The 15840-nt window shown below is 32.8% G+C and carries 12 protein-coding genes; 7 read left to right on the plus strand and 5 right to left on the minus strand.

Translation table 11 applies throughout. The annotated features are described in order from the left end of the window. Positions 1-26: 26 nt before the first annotated feature. Positions 27-2798, minus strand: a complete 2772-nt coding sequence (locus ACFQ0S_RS10430; protein ID WP_379757299.1) for a 2-oxoglutarate dehydrogenase E1 component — start codon at positions 2796-2798, stop codon at positions 27-29. A gap of 116 nt (positions 2799-2914) precedes the next feature. Between ACFQ0S_RS10430 and ACFQ0S_RS10435 the strand changes: the two genes are divergently transcribed. Further along, positions 2915-3463 (plus strand): hypothetical protein, encoded by a 549-nt coding sequence (locus ACFQ0S_RS10435; protein WP_379757302.1) that lies wholly within the window; start codon positions 2915-2917, stop codon positions 3461-3463. Here the strand turns inward: ACFQ0S_RS10435 and ACFQ0S_RS10440 are convergent. Beyond that, complete coding sequence (locus tag ACFQ0S_RS10440) at positions 3460-3702, minus strand: helix-turn-helix domain-containing protein (protein WP_379757305.1); 243 nt, start codon at positions 3700-3702, stop codon at positions 3460-3462. The two genes, ACFQ0S_RS10435 and ACFQ0S_RS10440, sit on opposite strands and share 4 nt — an antisense overlap. 169 nt (positions 3703-3871) lie before the next feature. Between ACFQ0S_RS10440 and ACFQ0S_RS10445 the strand changes: the two genes are divergently transcribed. Then, positions 3872-4870, plus strand: a complete 999-nt coding sequence (locus ACFQ0S_RS10445) for a LamG-like jellyroll fold domain-containing protein (RefSeq protein ID WP_379757308.1) — start codon at positions 3872-3874, stop codon at positions 4868-4870. 70 nt (positions 4871-4940) lie between these two features. Here ACFQ0S_RS10445 and ACFQ0S_RS10450 read toward each other — a convergent pair whose 3' ends face one another. Both ACFQ0S_RS10450 and ACFQ0S_RS10455 read right to left on the minus strand, forming a co-directional pair. Then, entirely contained in the window at positions 4941-5291 is a 351-nt protein-coding gene (locus ACFQ0S_RS10450; protein ID WP_379757311.1) for a hypothetical protein, read from the minus strand. 27 nt (positions 5292-5318) lie between these two features. After that, on the minus strand, positions 5319-6293 hold the full coding sequence (locus ACFQ0S_RS10455; RefSeq protein ID WP_379757314.1) for a polyprenyl synthetase family protein: 975 nt from the start codon (positions 6291-6293) through the stop codon (positions 5319-5321). A gap of 159 nt (positions 6294-6452) precedes the next feature. Between ACFQ0S_RS10455 and ACFQ0S_RS10460 the strand changes: the two genes are divergently transcribed. The 4 genes from ACFQ0S_RS10460 (at position 6453) to ACFQ0S_RS10475 (ending at position 13107) form a co-directional block, all read left to right on the plus strand. Further along, positions 6453-7049 carry a TetR/AcrR family transcriptional regulator gene (locus ACFQ0S_RS10460; protein WP_379757317.1) on the plus strand — a complete coding sequence of 199 codons (597 nt, stop codon included), beginning with the start codon at positions 6453-6455 and terminating at the stop codon, positions 7047-7049. A gap of 6 nt (positions 7050-7055) precedes the next feature. Further along, positions 7056-8408, plus strand: a complete 1353-nt coding sequence (locus ACFQ0S_RS10465; protein WP_379757320.1) for a TolC family protein — start codon at positions 7056-7058, stop codon at positions 8406-8408. Positions 8409-8420: 12 nt separating this feature from the next. Next, complete coding sequence (locus tag ACFQ0S_RS10470) at positions 8421-9560, plus strand: efflux RND transporter periplasmic adaptor subunit (RefSeq protein WP_379757323.1); 1140 nt, start codon at positions 8421-8423, stop codon at positions 9558-9560. A gap of 85 nt (positions 9561-9645) precedes the next feature. Then, a complete protein-coding gene (locus ACFQ0S_RS10475; protein ID WP_379757325.1) occupies positions 9646-13107 on the plus strand; it encodes an efflux RND transporter permease subunit in 3462 nt (1153 codons plus the stop codon). A 287-nt stretch (positions 13108-13394) separates the two neighbouring features. Here ACFQ0S_RS10475 and ACFQ0S_RS10480 read toward each other — a convergent pair whose 3' ends face one another. Continuing rightward, entirely contained in the window at positions 13395-13739 is a 345-nt protein-coding gene (locus ACFQ0S_RS10480; RefSeq protein ID WP_379757328.1) for a toxin-antitoxin system YwqK family antitoxin, read from the minus strand. Positions 13740-13955: 216 nt separating this feature from the next. Here ACFQ0S_RS10480 and aspS point away from each other — a divergent pair, with 216 nt between their 5' ends. Then, positions 13956-15737, plus strand: a complete 1782-nt coding sequence (aspS, locus tag ACFQ0S_RS10485; protein WP_379757331.1) for an aspartate--tRNA ligase — start codon at positions 13956-13958, stop codon at positions 15735-15737. Positions 15738-15840: the final 103 nt, after the last annotated feature.

Here is a 15840-nt window from a genome sequence, read left to right on the forward strand (position 1 = left end):
ACAGAAATTTTAAACCTTAAACTATTTTATCGATATAAATCTTTATCAAAAACCATCTTTATGGCATCTGCATGACGACGTTTGGCTCTGGTATAACTTCCTGCTGCAGGTGCTGCATATGCTTTAAGCGAGGCTAATCTCCATTTTACTAAGTCAAAATTCATCAATAAATAACTATAAGCCCCCATGTTTTTTGGCTCTTCTTGTGCCCAAACATAATCGTTGGCATTTGGATATTTTGCAATTATTTCTTTTAATTGATCTACCGGTAATGGGAATAATTGTTCAATTCTTACCACTGCCACATCTTTACGACCATTATTCTCTCTTTCAGCAGTAATATCATAATAGAATTTTCCTGTACAGAAAACTAGTGTTTTTACATCAGCCTTATTTAATGTAATGTCATCAAATGTTTCTTGAAAACTTCCGTTTGCCAACTCTTCTTGTGTAGAGACACATCTTGGGTCTCGCAACAAACTTTTGGGAGTAAATACAACTAATGGTTTGCGGTAATTGGTTAACATTTGTCTTCGTAACAAGTGAAAAAAGTTAGCTGGAGTGGTACAATTAGTTACAAACATATTATGCCTGGCACACAATTGTAAATAACGCTCCATTCTTGCTGAAGAGTGCTCAGCACCTTGCCCTTCATATCCATGAGGCAACAACATAACAATACCATTTTGGTTGTTCCATTTGTCTTCTCCACATGAAATGTATTGGTCAATCATGATTTGAGCTCCATTACTAAAATCACCAAATTGTGCTTCCCAAATGGTTAAGGATTTAGGATTAGCCAATGCATATCCGTAATCAAACCCTAAAACACCATATTCTGACAGCAAAGAGTTAAAAATATTAAACCTCCCTTTTTTGTTTTGTATGTTATTTAATAAAACAACTTCTTCTTCAGAATCTTCTACTTTTACTACTGCATGACGATGAGAAAAAGTGCCTCGTTCAACATCTTGTCCTGAAATACGAACATCATATCCTTCCGTTAATAAAGTTCCATAAGCTAACGTTTCTGCGGTTCCCCAATCAATAGTATTGTTGTCGTACATGGTTTTACGATCGGTAACAATTTTCGAAATTTTGTTGATGAATTTCTTATCGGATGGTAAAGTAGAAACGGTTTCGATTATAGCATCTAAAACATTTTTATCAACTTTAGTACCTATTTTTTGAAGCATTTGAGTATCGGTAACTTGCTCGAAACCTTTCCATTCATTTTGCATAAATGGAGTTATTACAGTCAAATTCTTTTTTCTAGACGCTTGCAGATTATCATCTAAATCTTGCTTGTAAGCGGTTTCTAAATCTTTTACAAAATTAGCTTCAATAACTCCTTCCGCTAATAATTTAGCAGCATAGATATCTCTTGGGTTTTGATGTTTTGCAATAATTTTATATAAAACAGGTTGTGTAAATCGAGGCTCATCACCTTCGTTATGACCGTATTTTCTATATCCTAATAAATCGATAAAAACATCACTGCCAAATTGCATTCTGTAATCTAATGCAAATGACATCGCGTGGACAACTGCTTCTGCGTCATCAGCATTAACGTGTAAAACAGGTGACAAAGTTACTTTTGCAACGTCTGTACAATATTTAGAGGAACGTGCGTCTAAGTAATTAGTTGTAAAACCTACTTGATTGTTGATTACAACATGAATTGTCCCACCTGTTTTGTAGCCATCTAATTGAGCCATTTGTATGATTTCATAAAGAATACCTTGACCAGCTATTGCTGCATCTCCGTGAACGGCAATGGGTAATACTTTCGAGAAATCGTTAGAAAAATATTTATCTTGTTTTGCTCTTGCAATACCTTCAATTACAGCACCTACAGTTTCTAAATGCGATGGATTTGGCGCTAAATTGATGTTTATTTTTTTTCCTGTACTTGTTACTTTATCTGCGGTAAGCCCTAAATGGTATTTTACATCACCATCAAAGTACTCTTGATCATAATCTTTTCCGTCAAACTCCCCAAAAATATCTTGAGTAGATTTTCCGAAAATATTTGCTAAAACATTTAAACGCCCGCGATGAGCCATTCCCATTACAAATTGCTCTACCCCTTTTTCGGCTGCTTTTTCAATCAAGGCATCTAAAGCAGGAATTATAGATTCTCCTCCTTCTAATGAAAATCGTTTTTGACCAACATATTTGGTGTGCAAAAAGTTCTCGAAAGAAACTGCTTGGTTTAATTTGTTAAGAATTGCCTTTTTTTCATCTGTTGAAAAATTAGGTTGATTATCGTTTTTGCCAATTTTACTTTGAATCCATTCTATCACCTCAGGATTTCTGATATACATGTATTCAACACCAATGTGTTGGCAGTAAATAGAGTCAAGATGTTTTATAATTTCTTTTAATGAACAAGGGTGTATTTTAATGACTTTTGCTGCATCAAAAACAGTATCCATATCAGATTCTGAAAGACCAAAATTTACAATATCTAATGATGGTGAAGATGACCTTCTTTCGCGAACTGGATTTGTTTTCGTAAATAAATGACCTCTAGTTCGATAACCATCAATTAGTTTTAATACTTTAAACTCTTTTTGAAGTTTTTCTGAGACATGAATGCTTTCCACATCACTTGCGGCTGCGTTAGCTAAAAAAGCAACTGGATTCTCATCACTATAAATAGTTGAACCAAAATCGAAACCTTGAAAAAAGCTTCTCCAGCTAGGTTCTACACTATCTGGATTGTCAGTATATTGGTCGTACAATTGGGCAAAAAATTCAGTGTGGGCTGCGTTTAAAAATGAAAACCTATCCATAATTGATTATTAATAACCTGATTTGTTAAAAATGCATGGCAAAAGTACAATAAATCAATATATTTATAAATTTTTTTAGATACTTTTATGTTTTAAAAATTAAACTATAAATATGCATGAAAAAAACGCTTTCTTTTAAACATTTAAAGCCACTATTTATATTTTTTGGATTAATTATTTCATTCGTTTCAAGCGCGCAAACTTCAGTTAACGCATCGAAAAATAAAAGTGAGTTTTGGCAAAAAGTACAGTTTGGAGGTGGAGTTGGATTAAGTATTGGTAATAGGTTTACAGATATTACTTTAGCGCCAAATGCTATTTACAATTTTAATAAATACGTAGCGCTAGGTGTTGGCTTACAAGGCGGTTATGTTTCGAACAAAAATGTTTTTACTTCAATTCATTATGGAGCCAGTTTGATAACGCTTATAAATCCTATTGAAGAAATACAACTTTCAGTAGAATTAGAACAAATCAGAGTAAATAATGAATTCAAGTCGTTTTCGGGGAATTTTAAAGATAATTTCTGGAATACCGGTTTGTTTCTTGGAGGTGGTTATAGAACAGGGAATGTAATAGTTGGCATGAGATATAATATACTACACAACTCAAACAACAACGTTTATAATGAGGCTTTTATGCCGTTTGTTAGGATTTATTTTTAGATGTTTTGTGAAGTTTCGAAAGCAAATAGCAAAGCTGTACTTACTTCTAATCCTTTTGCTAATGATTTAATTGTACAGATTGTTGGGTTTATAGCCCCTCGTTCTATTCTTGTAATTTGAGGCAAAGAGACTTCCGCCGAATTAGCTAGTTCCTCTTGGGACATACCTTTGCCCTCTCGCATTTTTTTTAAATGTTTCCCAAACAATAGTAAATACTCTTTGTCCTTTGTATATATCAATTCTTACAGTGTATTAAATCGTAAAATTGATTTAATCATATATGATTTATCTAATCATGTATGATTAGTGTTAAAATTATTTATATATTTACCTCAGAAAATTATTTTACTGTAAACCAGCTACAGTAGAAGTGCTTATATGTGATAATTAACTTAAAATAACTTTACAATGAAAAAACTTTTACTTTTAATAGGGTTTGCATCCCTTACAATGAATGCTCAAGTACCGTCTTATGTTCCTACTAATGGTTTGGTTGCTTATTATCCTTTCGATGGAAATGCTAATGATATAAGTGGAAATGGATATAATGGAACAAATAATGGTGCGAATTTAACAACTGATAGATTTGGAAATCCTAATAGTGCGTATAGTTTTAATGGTACAAGTAATTATATAACGCTTGGGTCAAGCTTTACTAGTGGATCTAGTCCAAAATCATTTTCTGTCTGGTTCTATGTAAATTCAGCTACATATAGTTGGATTTTATCTGGTGGAGCCCCTTTAAGCAATGGACAAGCTTTTGGTTTATATTATGATGAATCAAGGTATGTTGGTAATTTACCTCACAAGTTGATTTTTCATGGAAATGGATTAAATTATGATTATGGATTTGGTGAAATCGTATTCCAATCTTGGAATAATGTAGTTATAACATATGACGGAAAATCAGTGTCTTCATATTTAAATGGGGCATTTATTGGAAGTAGTAACAAGACGTTAAATACAGCTTTAAACAGTTTAGTTAGGATTGGATCAAGAAGCAATAACACCGCATACTTAAATGGTAAAATTGATGATATCGGAATATGGAATAGAGCTTTAACACCAAGTGAAATAACAACTTTATATTATTCTGAAAGTTGTCAATCTCTAATAATAAATACGGGAGTTTTAAGTTATAATCCTCCAAAATATAACAATACAATTACAATTTATCCAAATCCAGCTCAAGATCAAATTACTATTGATTGCGGAACATTAGCAAATGTGGTTGGGTATCATTTAGAAATCGTAAATACTTTAGGTCAGGTAGTTTTCAATCAACCTATGAATACACAACAATATAAAGTTGCATTAAACACTTGGAGTGGTGAAGGAATTTATTTTGTAAAAATTTATGATGCGTCCAATAATTTACTAAATACTAAAAAAATCATTTTACAGTAGAATTACAATTTTATCCTATTCAAAAAACGGAAAAGTTCAAAAGCTTTTCCGTTTTTTATTTATTGTTGAATCAATACTTATTTCGAAACCACACTTTTTGCCACTCTCTTCTTAATATTAAATAGGTAACTTGTTCTGATAAAACAATAATATCCGACCCGTCTAATTTTCTAATTTGATCTTCTGGCACATCAATTATATATAGTAGGTTTAAATACTCAGCAAATTTGTATTGAATTAATCTATATATTTTTTCGTGCAATTGAATTTTTAATTCATTTGGAGAGATGCTCTTTGGAAAATCTATTCCTTCGTTTGCCAAATTAAAATCTTTATTAATTTGCTCAATCAATTTAAGGTATAAATTTTCTTTTTCTGCCTCAGAAAGTAATAAATCAGTATTAAGCGGAGCAATAAACAAAATGATTTTATTAAGTATTAATGAAATTTAAACTTTTCTAGCCATTAGGTTTTCACCAAACGATTTCAGTTTGTCCTTTTTAGTATTATCAATATTTATTTTTTGGAGGGTTTCAAAAGCCTTGAATGTATAGTCTTGAATGGCTTGCTTTGTAGCACTCGAGGCTCCAGATGTGTTAAAAATATTCTTAACTGTATTTATTTTCTCGAAATTGTCTTCTAAATGTATGGAAAATAATTGATTTAATTGCAACTTATCTGATGGAGAAGCAAATTCAATTGCCTTCAAATATAAATAGGTTTTCTTATTTTCTATAATATCGCCACCTACTTGCTTTCCGAAGGTTTCTGGGTCGCCAAAGGCATCTAAATAATCATCCTGCAATTGAAAAGCCAAACCTAAATTTAAACCGAAATCATAAATTAAATTGGCGTTTTCGGTTGAAGTTTCTGCAATTATGGCACCCATTTTCATAGCTGCACCTACAAGAACAGCGGTTTTATATTGAATCATTTTTAAGTATTCAGGAATGGTAACGTCTTCTCTAATCTCAAAATCGACGTCCCATTGTTGTCCTTCACAAACTTCGAGTGCTGTTTTACTAAATAATTTTGCTAAATCTTTAAAAATAGCAGGCTCATATCTTTCAAAGTATTGATAGGCTAAAATAAGCATTGCGTCACCTGAAAGAATTCCAGTATTGATATCCCATTTTTCATGAACGGTTTCGTTTCCTCTCCTCAAAGGTGCAGCATCCATTATATCATCGTGAATAAGAGAAAAATTATGAAAAACTTCAACCGCTAATGCTGCAGGAAGGGCTTTCTTATAATCGACATCAAAAACCTCAGCACTCATTAATGTTAAAACTGGGCGCATTCGTTTCCCGCCAAGTTTTAAGATATAATGTATCGGCTCATAAAGATTTCGAGGTTCTTTTTCTTCGTATTGCTCTTGCAAATAATCTGAAATAAACTGCTGATATTCGAAAATGGAATGCATGCTATTAATTTTTTGCTAATTTACAGTATTCATACTTCTATACAAACTGCTATTCTTAATCATATGTTAAATAATTGTAAATACTTTGGAAACTATTTTGGTATTCAAAGTTTCCTGTTTAAATTTGCACCCACATATAAATTTGATTGTTGTTTAGTGATGAAAGAAAAGATAATATCAAAAGCTAGTGAATTGTTTTTAAAACTTGGTTTTAAAAGCATTACTATGGATGATATTGCCGCAGACATGTGCATTTCTAAAAAAACAATTTACAAATATTTTTGCAATAAAGAAGTGCTAATTGAAGAAAGCACGACTATGGTTCATAAACAAATTCATGAAAGTATTAATACTATTATTTGTCTTAACCATAATGCCATAGAAGAGAATTTTGAAATTAGAAAAATGTTTAAAGAAATGTTTAAAGTTTCAGATACTTCACCTGTTTATCAATTAAAAAAGCACTACCCAGATATTTATGAAAAAGTAATTAAAAGAGAAATTGATGAATGCAAATCTGTGTTTAAACAAAACATAGAGAAAGGCATAACTCAGGGGTATTATCGAGAAGGAATTAACATAGAAAGTTTTATTCGATTTTACTACACTATAATTTTTAATATTAATGAAACTACAATATCTGAAAAAGAAGCTCAAAAATTAGAACTCGAAGCCCTAGAATACCATACCAGAGCGATGGCAACTCTAAAAGGAATTATTGAACTAGAGAAACATTTACAAAACCTTAATATATAATCATCAATGAAAAATAAAATAATAATAATAATCCTTTTCTTGATTGCATCGACACTTAGTGCTCAAGATAAAAAACAAGACTCCTATAGTTTTAACTTAAAAGAAGCTATAGATCATGCACTGCAAAATAATTATTCAGTAATAAATGCTAACAGAGATATTGATTCTGCCAAAGAAAAAAAGTGGGAAACCACAGCAGCAGGATTACCCCAAATAAGTGGTAGTGTAGGATACCTAAAAAATTTCGACTTTACATTACAAGGGGTTTCTGGAAATGCATTTAATCCTACAGGAAATCCAAATGATATTGCTCTTTTTGCTTTTGGAACCAGACAATCTATGAATTCTGGCCTAACTTTAAGTCAATTAATTTTTGACGGTTCTTATATAGTAGCACTTCAAGCGTCAAAAACCTATTTAAAGTTTTATGAAAATGCCAAGCAAAAAACCAATCTCGAAATTAGAGAAATGGTTGTCAATGCTTATGGCAATGTTTTACTAGCGGAAGAAAGTATTTCTATTCTTGAAAAAAACAAAGCTACTTTATCTAAAACACTTGCAGATACTCAAGAAACGTATAAAAACGGATTGATTGAAGAGGAAAATGTAGAACAACTTCAAATTACTTTGGCTTCGATTAACAGTAACTTAAGCAACACTAAAAGACTACTTGATATTGCAAATAAAATGCTGAAATTTTCTCTAGGAATTGATATTAATGCCGAGTTAAAACTAACCGATAAATTAGATAATTTAACCGTTTCTAATCTAGATTTAGCTCTAACAAAAAACGGTTTTGAAGTTTCTAATAATATAAATTATCAAATGGCGTCTAATTTTCAAGAACAACGTTCCTTAGAATTAAAATTGCAAAGAAGTAAAGCTTTACCGTCATTAGGTGCTGCATTTAATTTTGGGTACAATTCGTTTGGTAATGATTTTGTTTTTTTTGATAGCACTCAAAAATGGAATAAATTTTCTAATCTTGGTGTAAGTTTAAATGTACCCATTTTTAGTAGTTTTGGAAGAACAGCTAAAACACAACAAGCTAAAATTGCATTCGAACAAGCTAAAACCCAACTCACTCAAACCGAACAACAATTAAAATTAGAATTCGAAAGAGCTAAAAGTGAATACGATTTTAGTATTGAAGAATATGCGACTTCAAAAAGCAATTTGAATCTGGCGGAGCGCATCGAAAAAAAGCAACAAATAAAATTTACCGAAGGTTTATCGTCAAGTTTTGATTTTAGTGAAGCTCAAAGACAATTGTATACAGCACAACAAAACTATCTTCAATCGATGGTTCAAATTATAAATAAAAAAGCAACATTAGAAAAAATAATAAATAAAAATTAATCTATAATAAATATGAAACAAATACTATATATTACTGCTATAACCCTGTTTTTAGTGTCGTGTTCCAATACTAATAAAACAGAAAACATAGACGATTTAATAAAATCAAAAAACATAAAATCTTTACAAGAAAGGAAAGCTACATTACAAGCCGACATTACAAAAATAGAAGACGCTTTAGCAACTCTAGATGTAAAAAAAGAAGAGGCTTTGGTTTCTGTTATGACTTTAAAAGATACGCTATTCAATCATTATCTCGAAGTTCAAGGAAATGTAGACACAAAAGAAAACATTTTGGTTCAACCAGAATTTAGCGGAACTTTAACATCACTTACTGTAAAAGCTGGGCAAAAAGTTGCTAAAGGACAAATTCTTGGGCGTGTAGACGATGCTGGGATGAGTCAACAAATTGCGGGATTAGAAAATCAATATGCATTAGCCAAAACTACATTTGAAAGACAAAAAAATCTTTGGGACAAAAAAATTGGTTCTGAAATTCAATTTCTTCAAGCACAAACACAAATGGTGGCAGCGCAAAAAGGCGTTGCACAAATAAAAGCACAACTAGCAAAAACGGTTATTCGAGCTCCCTTTTCCGGAACAATTGATGAAGTGTTTGTAGAAAAAGGGCAAGTAGTTGCGCCAAGCATACAAGGATTAATGCGAATTGTGAATTTAGGAAGTATGTATGTATCTACATCTGTCCCTGAAACCTATATTGGCAAACTAAAATTAGGAGATCAAGTGGACGTTTTCTTAGCCTCATTAAACAAAACCTATAAAGGAAAAGTTCGCCAAGTTGGTAATTTTATAAATCCAAACAACAGAAGTTTTGGAATCGAAGTGAGTCTTCCTAACCCTGATAATTTACTGCGTCCTAACCAAGTGGCAAAACTAAAAATCATTGATTATACTAAAAAAGATGCAATTGTAGTGCCAACAAATGTTGTTCAGGAAGACGGTGAGGGCAATAAATTTATTTTTACAGTTGAAGCAAGCAATGGCAAAACAGGAACTGCTAAAAAAGTAATTGTTGAAGTAGGAAAATCATCTGACAATGTAACTGAAATTCTAAGTGGTTTAACAGTAGATGATGTTATTGTAACTGAAGGTGTGAACGCTATTTCTAACGGAATGAAATTGAATTTTTAATAACTAATTGTTTCAAGTTTGACGTTTCAAGTTATAGATTATTCTTAACCTGAAACCTGAAACTTGAAACCTGAAACAAATTACTATGTCACATCAAAATAAAGAATTCGGCATTTCGAGTTGGGCGATAGAAAATCGTGTAACGGTATATATTTTCACGTTGCTTATTGTAATTACGGGCTTAATTGCCTACACAACAATGCCTCGTGAAGACTTTCCAGAAATTATTGAAAATAAAGTGTATATCTCCTCTGTTTTTCCAGGAAACTCAGCCGAAGATGTAGAGAAATTAATAGTAAAACCATTAGAAAAGGAATTAAAAAACATTAGTGGTGTCGAAAAAGTAACGGCAAGTTCTTTTCAAGATTACGGAATGATTATCGCTGAATTTTCGGATAAAGTTTCTATTGATCAAGCCAAACAAAAAGTAAAAGATAAGGTAGATATTGTAAAAGCTGATACCGATTGGCCCAATCTTGATAACGGGAGTAAGGTAGAACCAAGTGTTTTTGAGCTAAACATTTCAGAGGAAGTGCCTATTTTAAATATTCATTTGAAAGGAAATTACACCACACAACAACTTAAAAAGTATGGAGAAAAACTGCAAGACGATATCGAAGAAATTCCAGAAGTAAAAAAAGTTGAAATACTTGGTGTTGACGATAAAGAAGTAGAAATCGCTGTCGACATCTTCAAAATGACTGCTGCTCAAGTATCGTTTGACGATATTCAAAACGCAGTAAAATATGAAAACATGACTCTTTCAGGAGGAAACTTAATATCGCAAGGTTCTAGAAATAATATTCGAATTGTAGGAGAAATCAAAGACCCAAAAGAGCTAGAAAACATTGTTATAAAGCACAACGGCGGTACGGTATACCTAAAAGACATAGCCGTAATCTCTTTTAAAGAAAAAGAAAAAACGACTTATGCACGCGAAAAAGGAAAAGAAGTAGTGATGCTTGACGTTAAAAAACGCTCGGGTCAAAACATGATTTCAGCCATCGATCAAGTAAAAGAAAAACTAGAGCTAGCACACGAAAATTATTTACCTAAAGATTTACAAGTTGAGCTTACCAACGATCAATCGGCTCGTGTAGAACATCAAGTTGATGAGCTTTCAAACCATATTATTTTTGGTATTGTACTCGTAATGATTGTGTTAATGTTTACCATGGGATTGCGAAATTCATTATTCGTAGGTGCGGCTATTCCGCTTTCTATGATGATTGCTTTTACCATATTAGCTGCATTTGGGTTAACACTAAACACAATGGTGCTTTTCGGATTGGTAATGGGATTGGGTTTATTAGTTGATGACGGAATTGTGGTCGTAGATAACGTTTTTGCTAATATGAAAAAAGGAATGCCACGAATACAAGCCTCAAAAATTGGTATAGGCGAAATTGCTTGGCCCGTAATTTCTTCTACAGCAACAACGTTAATGGCGTTTTTACCTTTTGCATTATGGCCAGGAACTATGGGTAAATTTATGATTTACTTTCCAATTACTTTAACGGTAACACTAACCGCTTCTTTATTTGTAGCAATGGTAGTAAATGCAGCTATGACGGGTGGCTCTATGGATATCGAAGACAAAAATGTAACACTCAAAACAGCCAAAACATACACTTTAATTCTAGGAATAATAGGAGTGCTTTTTGTAATCATTGGCAATGTAAATGACAGTAAATTTGCAAGAGGAATTGGTCATTTTGCATTAATTTCATTAGCACTTATGTGGCTTTATAAATGGAAAATGTACCAATGGACACAAGATTTTCAACACAGTTTTTTTCCGAGGTTAGAAGAAAAATACAAGACCTTTTTAGGTAAAATTCTAAAAGGTAGAAATGCTTGGTTTGCACTAGTAGGAATTATTGGAATGTTATTTTTATCTGTTTTTCTTTTAGGTCTTTTTCCAAGAAAAGTATTGTTTTTCCCCGATAATATTCCAAGACAAATCATTACTTACATCGAATACCCTCAGGGGACTGATATTCAAAAAACAAACAAAGCCACTTTGTTCGTAGAAAAACAAGTGTTTGAAATAATGAATAAATATATCGATCCAACAACCGATAAAAACTTCTTGGCTGAAAGTATCGTTTCGCAAGTTGGTATTGGCGCAGGAAACCCAAATGTAGATGCGGGTTCGGCTAATGAAACTCCTTTTAAAGGAAAAGTTACCGTTAACTTCTCTGAATTTAAATTCCGAAGAGGCATCAATACTTCTGACGTTTTAGATGAAATTAGAAATCGTGTAAAAGGAATTGCTGGCGCAAAAGTAACCGTTGAAAAAGATGCCAATGGGCCACCAGCTGGGTATCCAATCAGTATTCAATTAACAGGTTCTGCCGGTGCAGATTATGATGTAATGCTCAAAGAAGCTGACAAGATGATTGCTTTTATCGATTCTAAGAAAATTCCTGGTATAGAACGATTAAATGTTGATGTTAACAAAGAAAGCCCTGAACTTGAAGTAAAGGTTGACCGAGTTAATGCTGGAAGTTTAGGTGTTTCGACAGGTCAATTAGGATTTAATTTGCGTCGCTCTGTTTATGGTCAGGAAATTTCTACTTTTAAAGAAGGTGATGACGATTATAATATTGTGGTTCGTATGCAAGACGACCAACGCAAAAACGAAAACATTCTTTTCAATCAGTCGTTAACGTTTAGAAATCAGACTAACGGTCAAATGATGCAAGTGCCCATTTCTGCGGTTTCTAATACTGAGAAAACGAACACCTATAATCAAATAAAAAGAAAAAACTACAAACGAATAATGACCATTTATTCCAATGTATTAAGCGATGCTAATGGCGATGAAATTACGAAACAAATAGCAATCGAATTAAAAGGATATCAATTACCAAAAGGAATTTCCTATTCTTTCTCTGGCGTGCAAGAAGAGCAAGGCAAAAACCAAAGCTTCTTGATGTATGCGCTTTTCCTTGCCATGGCAGGAATAACAATAATTATAGTTTTACAATTTAATTCAGTTTCAAAAACGTTAGTAATCTTATTTACGGTATTGTTGAGTTTTAGTGGTGTTTTTTATGGTTATGTAATTGCCAACATGGATTTTGTAATCCTAATGACCATGATGGGAATCATTTCCTTAGCGGGAATTGTGGTTAAAAACGGAATTGTATTAATGGACTTCTTCGTATTGCTTTTAGATAAAAAAGTTGCCGATAAAGGACTAGAAAGCCACAATGATTTATCACTAGTTGAAATTGAAGAAATCATTATTGAAAGCGGTAAAAACCGTCTGCGACCAGTTTTGTTAACTGCATTAACCGCGATTTTAGGATTAATTCCGCTAGCAATTGGGTTAAACTTTGACTTTTTTGGATTGATTACCGATTTAAATCCGCATTTATATATGGGTGGCGATAATGTTATTTTCTGGTCGCCGTTAGCATGGACAATTATTTTCGGATTGACTTATGCAACAATCCTAACATTAGTAATGGTACCAGTAATGTTCTTCCTAGTAAAACGAACGAAATACTGGTTGAGAGATAGACGAAATGTTGCTTAAATTAAAATAGAATAAAAAACAAAACCGTCTCGAAATTATATTTTGAGACGGTTTTGTTTATGTAAAAACTAATTCAGACTATTTAACATTTACTAAACGAAACGATTCTTTTGAAAAAAGGCAACAGTACTAACATTAGTATTGGTTCCCGTGAAATTCTTCATGAAAATTACTTTAATATTGGCTAAGTAAAAAAATGAATTTGTACCCAAAAATCATTTTAGAAGTAGCCACAAAAAAACCCGAAACAATTAAATTATTTCGGGTTTATATTTAAAACGTAAAAATTAATTTACCGCCAATGATTCTTGTTTCCAATTCTTAACAAATGTAATTTGATTATTAGAATAATCTACTTCACTCAAGATAACGTCATTCCAAAAAAACCAACTTCCTGTTTTTTTACCGTTTTTATATTCACCAACCGATTTTTTGTTTCCTTTCATATCAAAAGCAACCCATTTACCTTCTAATTTTCCGTCTTTTAGAAATCCTTGTTGCTGAACTTGACCATTATCATAGTAATATGTTGCTTTTACTTCATTTCCAACTACCTCTAATTTTGGCTGTTTTGCTTGTGCGAAAATCATACTTGAAATTAACACTGCTCCGATAATCATATACTTTTTCATAGTGTAGGTTTTTAATAGTTCATAATAACATAACAAATATAATAATTAATTTACAATAAAAAAACTTTTGCTTAACAATTTGGTAACATTGAGCAAAAACTTAACATTGGAATATTTACATAATAATTAAATCTAGGCTAATAATTTAAAAACTCAAACAAAAAATTGATATTTAATACTAAATTTGCCACCAAATCGAAATAAAAATTCAAAGTAATGCATAGAAGTCATAATTGTGGAGAACTTAACGCCTCCCACATCAATACCAATGTTACACTTGCCGGTTGGGTGCAAAAATCGCGTGATAAAGGATTTATGAATTGGGTTGATTTAAGAGATCGTTATGGCATTACACAATTGGTTTTTGATGAAGGTCGTACCCAAAAAGCGGTTTTCGAATTGGCTAAAACCCTTGGTCGCGAATTTGTGATTCAAGTAAAAGGAACTGTTATTGAGCGTGAAGCCAAAAACAAGAAGATGATTACTGGCGATATCGAAATTTTAGTTTCTGAATTAACGATACTAAATGCTTCAATTACCCCTCCGTTCACTATAGAAGACGAAACCGATGGCGGAGAAGATATTAGAATGAAATACAGATACTTAGACATAAGAAGAAATCCTGTAAAAAACAGTTTGCTTTTTCGTCATAAAGTAGCACAAGCCGTCAGAAATTACCTTTCAAATCTAGATTTTTGTGAAGTTGAAACGCCTTACTTAATAAAGTCTACACCTGAAGGGGCAAGAGATTTCGTAGTGCCAAGCAGGATGAACGAAGGGCAGTTTTATGCTTTGCCGCAATCTCCTCAAACCTTCAAACAATTGTTAATGGTGGGTGGCATGGACAAATATTTTCAAATCGTAAAATGTTTTCGTGACGAAGATTTACGTGCCGACAGACAACCGGAGTTTACACAAATAGATTGCGAAATGGCTTTTGTTGAGCAAGAAGATATTTTAAATGTATTTGAAGGCTTAACCCGTCATTTACTGAAAGAAATAAAAGGCATAGAAGTAGATAAATTTCCAAGAATAACTTATGATTACGCCATGAAAACCTACGGAAATGACAAACCAGACATTCGTTTCGGTATGGAGTTTGGCGAATTAAATGCTTATGCAAAACATAAAGATTTCCCCGTTTTCAATGGCGCAGAATTGGTTGTCGGAATCGCCGCCCCTAATTGTTCAACATACACACGTAAAGAAATAGACGCTTTAATTGATTGGGTAAAACGGCCTCAAGTTGGTGCGTCAGGTATGGTTTATGTAAAATGTGAAGCAGATGGAACATTCAAATCATCTGTAGATAAGTTTTACGATCAATCTGATTTGCAACAATGGGCTTCAATTACAGGTGCTAAAGCCGGCGATATGATTTTTGTGCTTTCTGGTCCAGCCGACAAAACGAGAACCCAACTTTCTGCACTTAGAATGGAATTAGCAACTCGTTTAGGATTGCGTAATCCAGCCGAATTTGCACCACTTTGGGTTGTAGATTTTCCTTTATTAGAATTGGATGAAGACCCGAGCCAAACTGGCGAACAGGCGCAGCATTCTGGAAGATGGCATGCCATGCACCATCCGTTTACATCACCAAAACCAGAAGACATGCACTTATTAGCAACCAATCCAGGAAAAGTTCGTGCTAATGCGTATGATATGGTTTTAAACGGAAACGAAATTGGCGGTGGTTCTATCAGAATTCACGATAAAGCTACACAACAATTAATGTTCAAATATTTAGGATTTACTGAAGAAGAAGCAAGAAATCAATTTGGTTTCTTAATGGATGCTTTTCAATACGGAGCACCACCACACGGCGGATTGGCTTTTGGATTAGACCGATTGGTTGCTATCTTAGGAGGACAAGAAACCATACGTGATTTTATAGCGTTTCCAAAAAATAATTCAGGAAGAGATGTTATGATTGATGCACCATCAGTTATTGATGAAAGTCAATTGAAAGAGTTGCACATTCAATTGGATTTAAAGTAATCTTCACCCATTTCAATGAACCGAAAACGCTGACTATCAATAATTTTTATAAAAATTTAAGGTCTAGTTGTCTTTCGTATTGTATTAAAGATTACATTTGCGA

Source organism: Flavobacterium myungsuense (assembly GCF_042677265.1).
Taxonomy (GTDB): Bacteria; Bacteroidota; Bacteroidia; order Flavobacteriales; family Flavobacteriaceae; genus Flavobacterium; species Flavobacterium myungsuense.

Excerpts from the sequence above, each read along its gene's own strand:
- ACFQ0S_RS10430 (WP_379757299.1), bottom strand. The coding sequence starts at position 2,798 with ATGGATAGGTTTTCATTTTTAAACGCAGCCCACACTGAATTTTTTGCC.
- ACFQ0S_RS10435 (WP_379757302.1), top strand. The coding sequence starts at position 2,915 with ATGAAAAAAACGCTTTCTTTTAAACATTTAAAGCCACTATTTATATTT.
- ACFQ0S_RS10445 (WP_379757308.1), top strand. The coding sequence starts at position 3,872 with ATGAAAAAACTTTTACTTTTAATAGGGTTTGCATCCCTTACAATGAAT.
- ACFQ0S_RS10455 (WP_379757314.1), bottom strand. The coding sequence starts at position 6,293 with ATGCATTCCATTTTCGAATATCAGCAGTTTATTTCAGATTATTTGCAA.
- ACFQ0S_RS10460 (WP_379757317.1), top strand. The coding sequence starts at position 6,453 with ATGAAAGAAAAGATAATATCAAAAGCTAGTGAATTGTTTTTAAAACTT.
- ACFQ0S_RS10465 (WP_379757320.1), top strand. The coding sequence starts at position 7,056 with ATGAAAAATAAAATAATAATAATAATCCTTTTCTTGATTGCATCGACA.
- ACFQ0S_RS10470 (WP_379757323.1), top strand. The coding sequence starts at position 8,421 with ATGAAACAAATACTATATATTACTGCTATAACCCTGTTTTTAGTGTCG.
- ACFQ0S_RS10475 (WP_379757325.1), top strand. The coding sequence starts at position 9,646 with ATGTCACATCAAAATAAAGAATTCGGCATTTCGAGTTGGGCGATAGAA.
- ACFQ0S_RS10480 (WP_379757328.1), bottom strand. The coding sequence starts at position 13,739 with ATGAAAAAGTATATGATTATCGGAGCAGTGTTAATTTCAAGTATGATT.
- aspS (WP_379757331.1), top strand. The coding sequence starts at position 13,956 with ATGCATAGAAGTCATAATTGTGGAGAACTTAACGCCTCCCACATCAAT.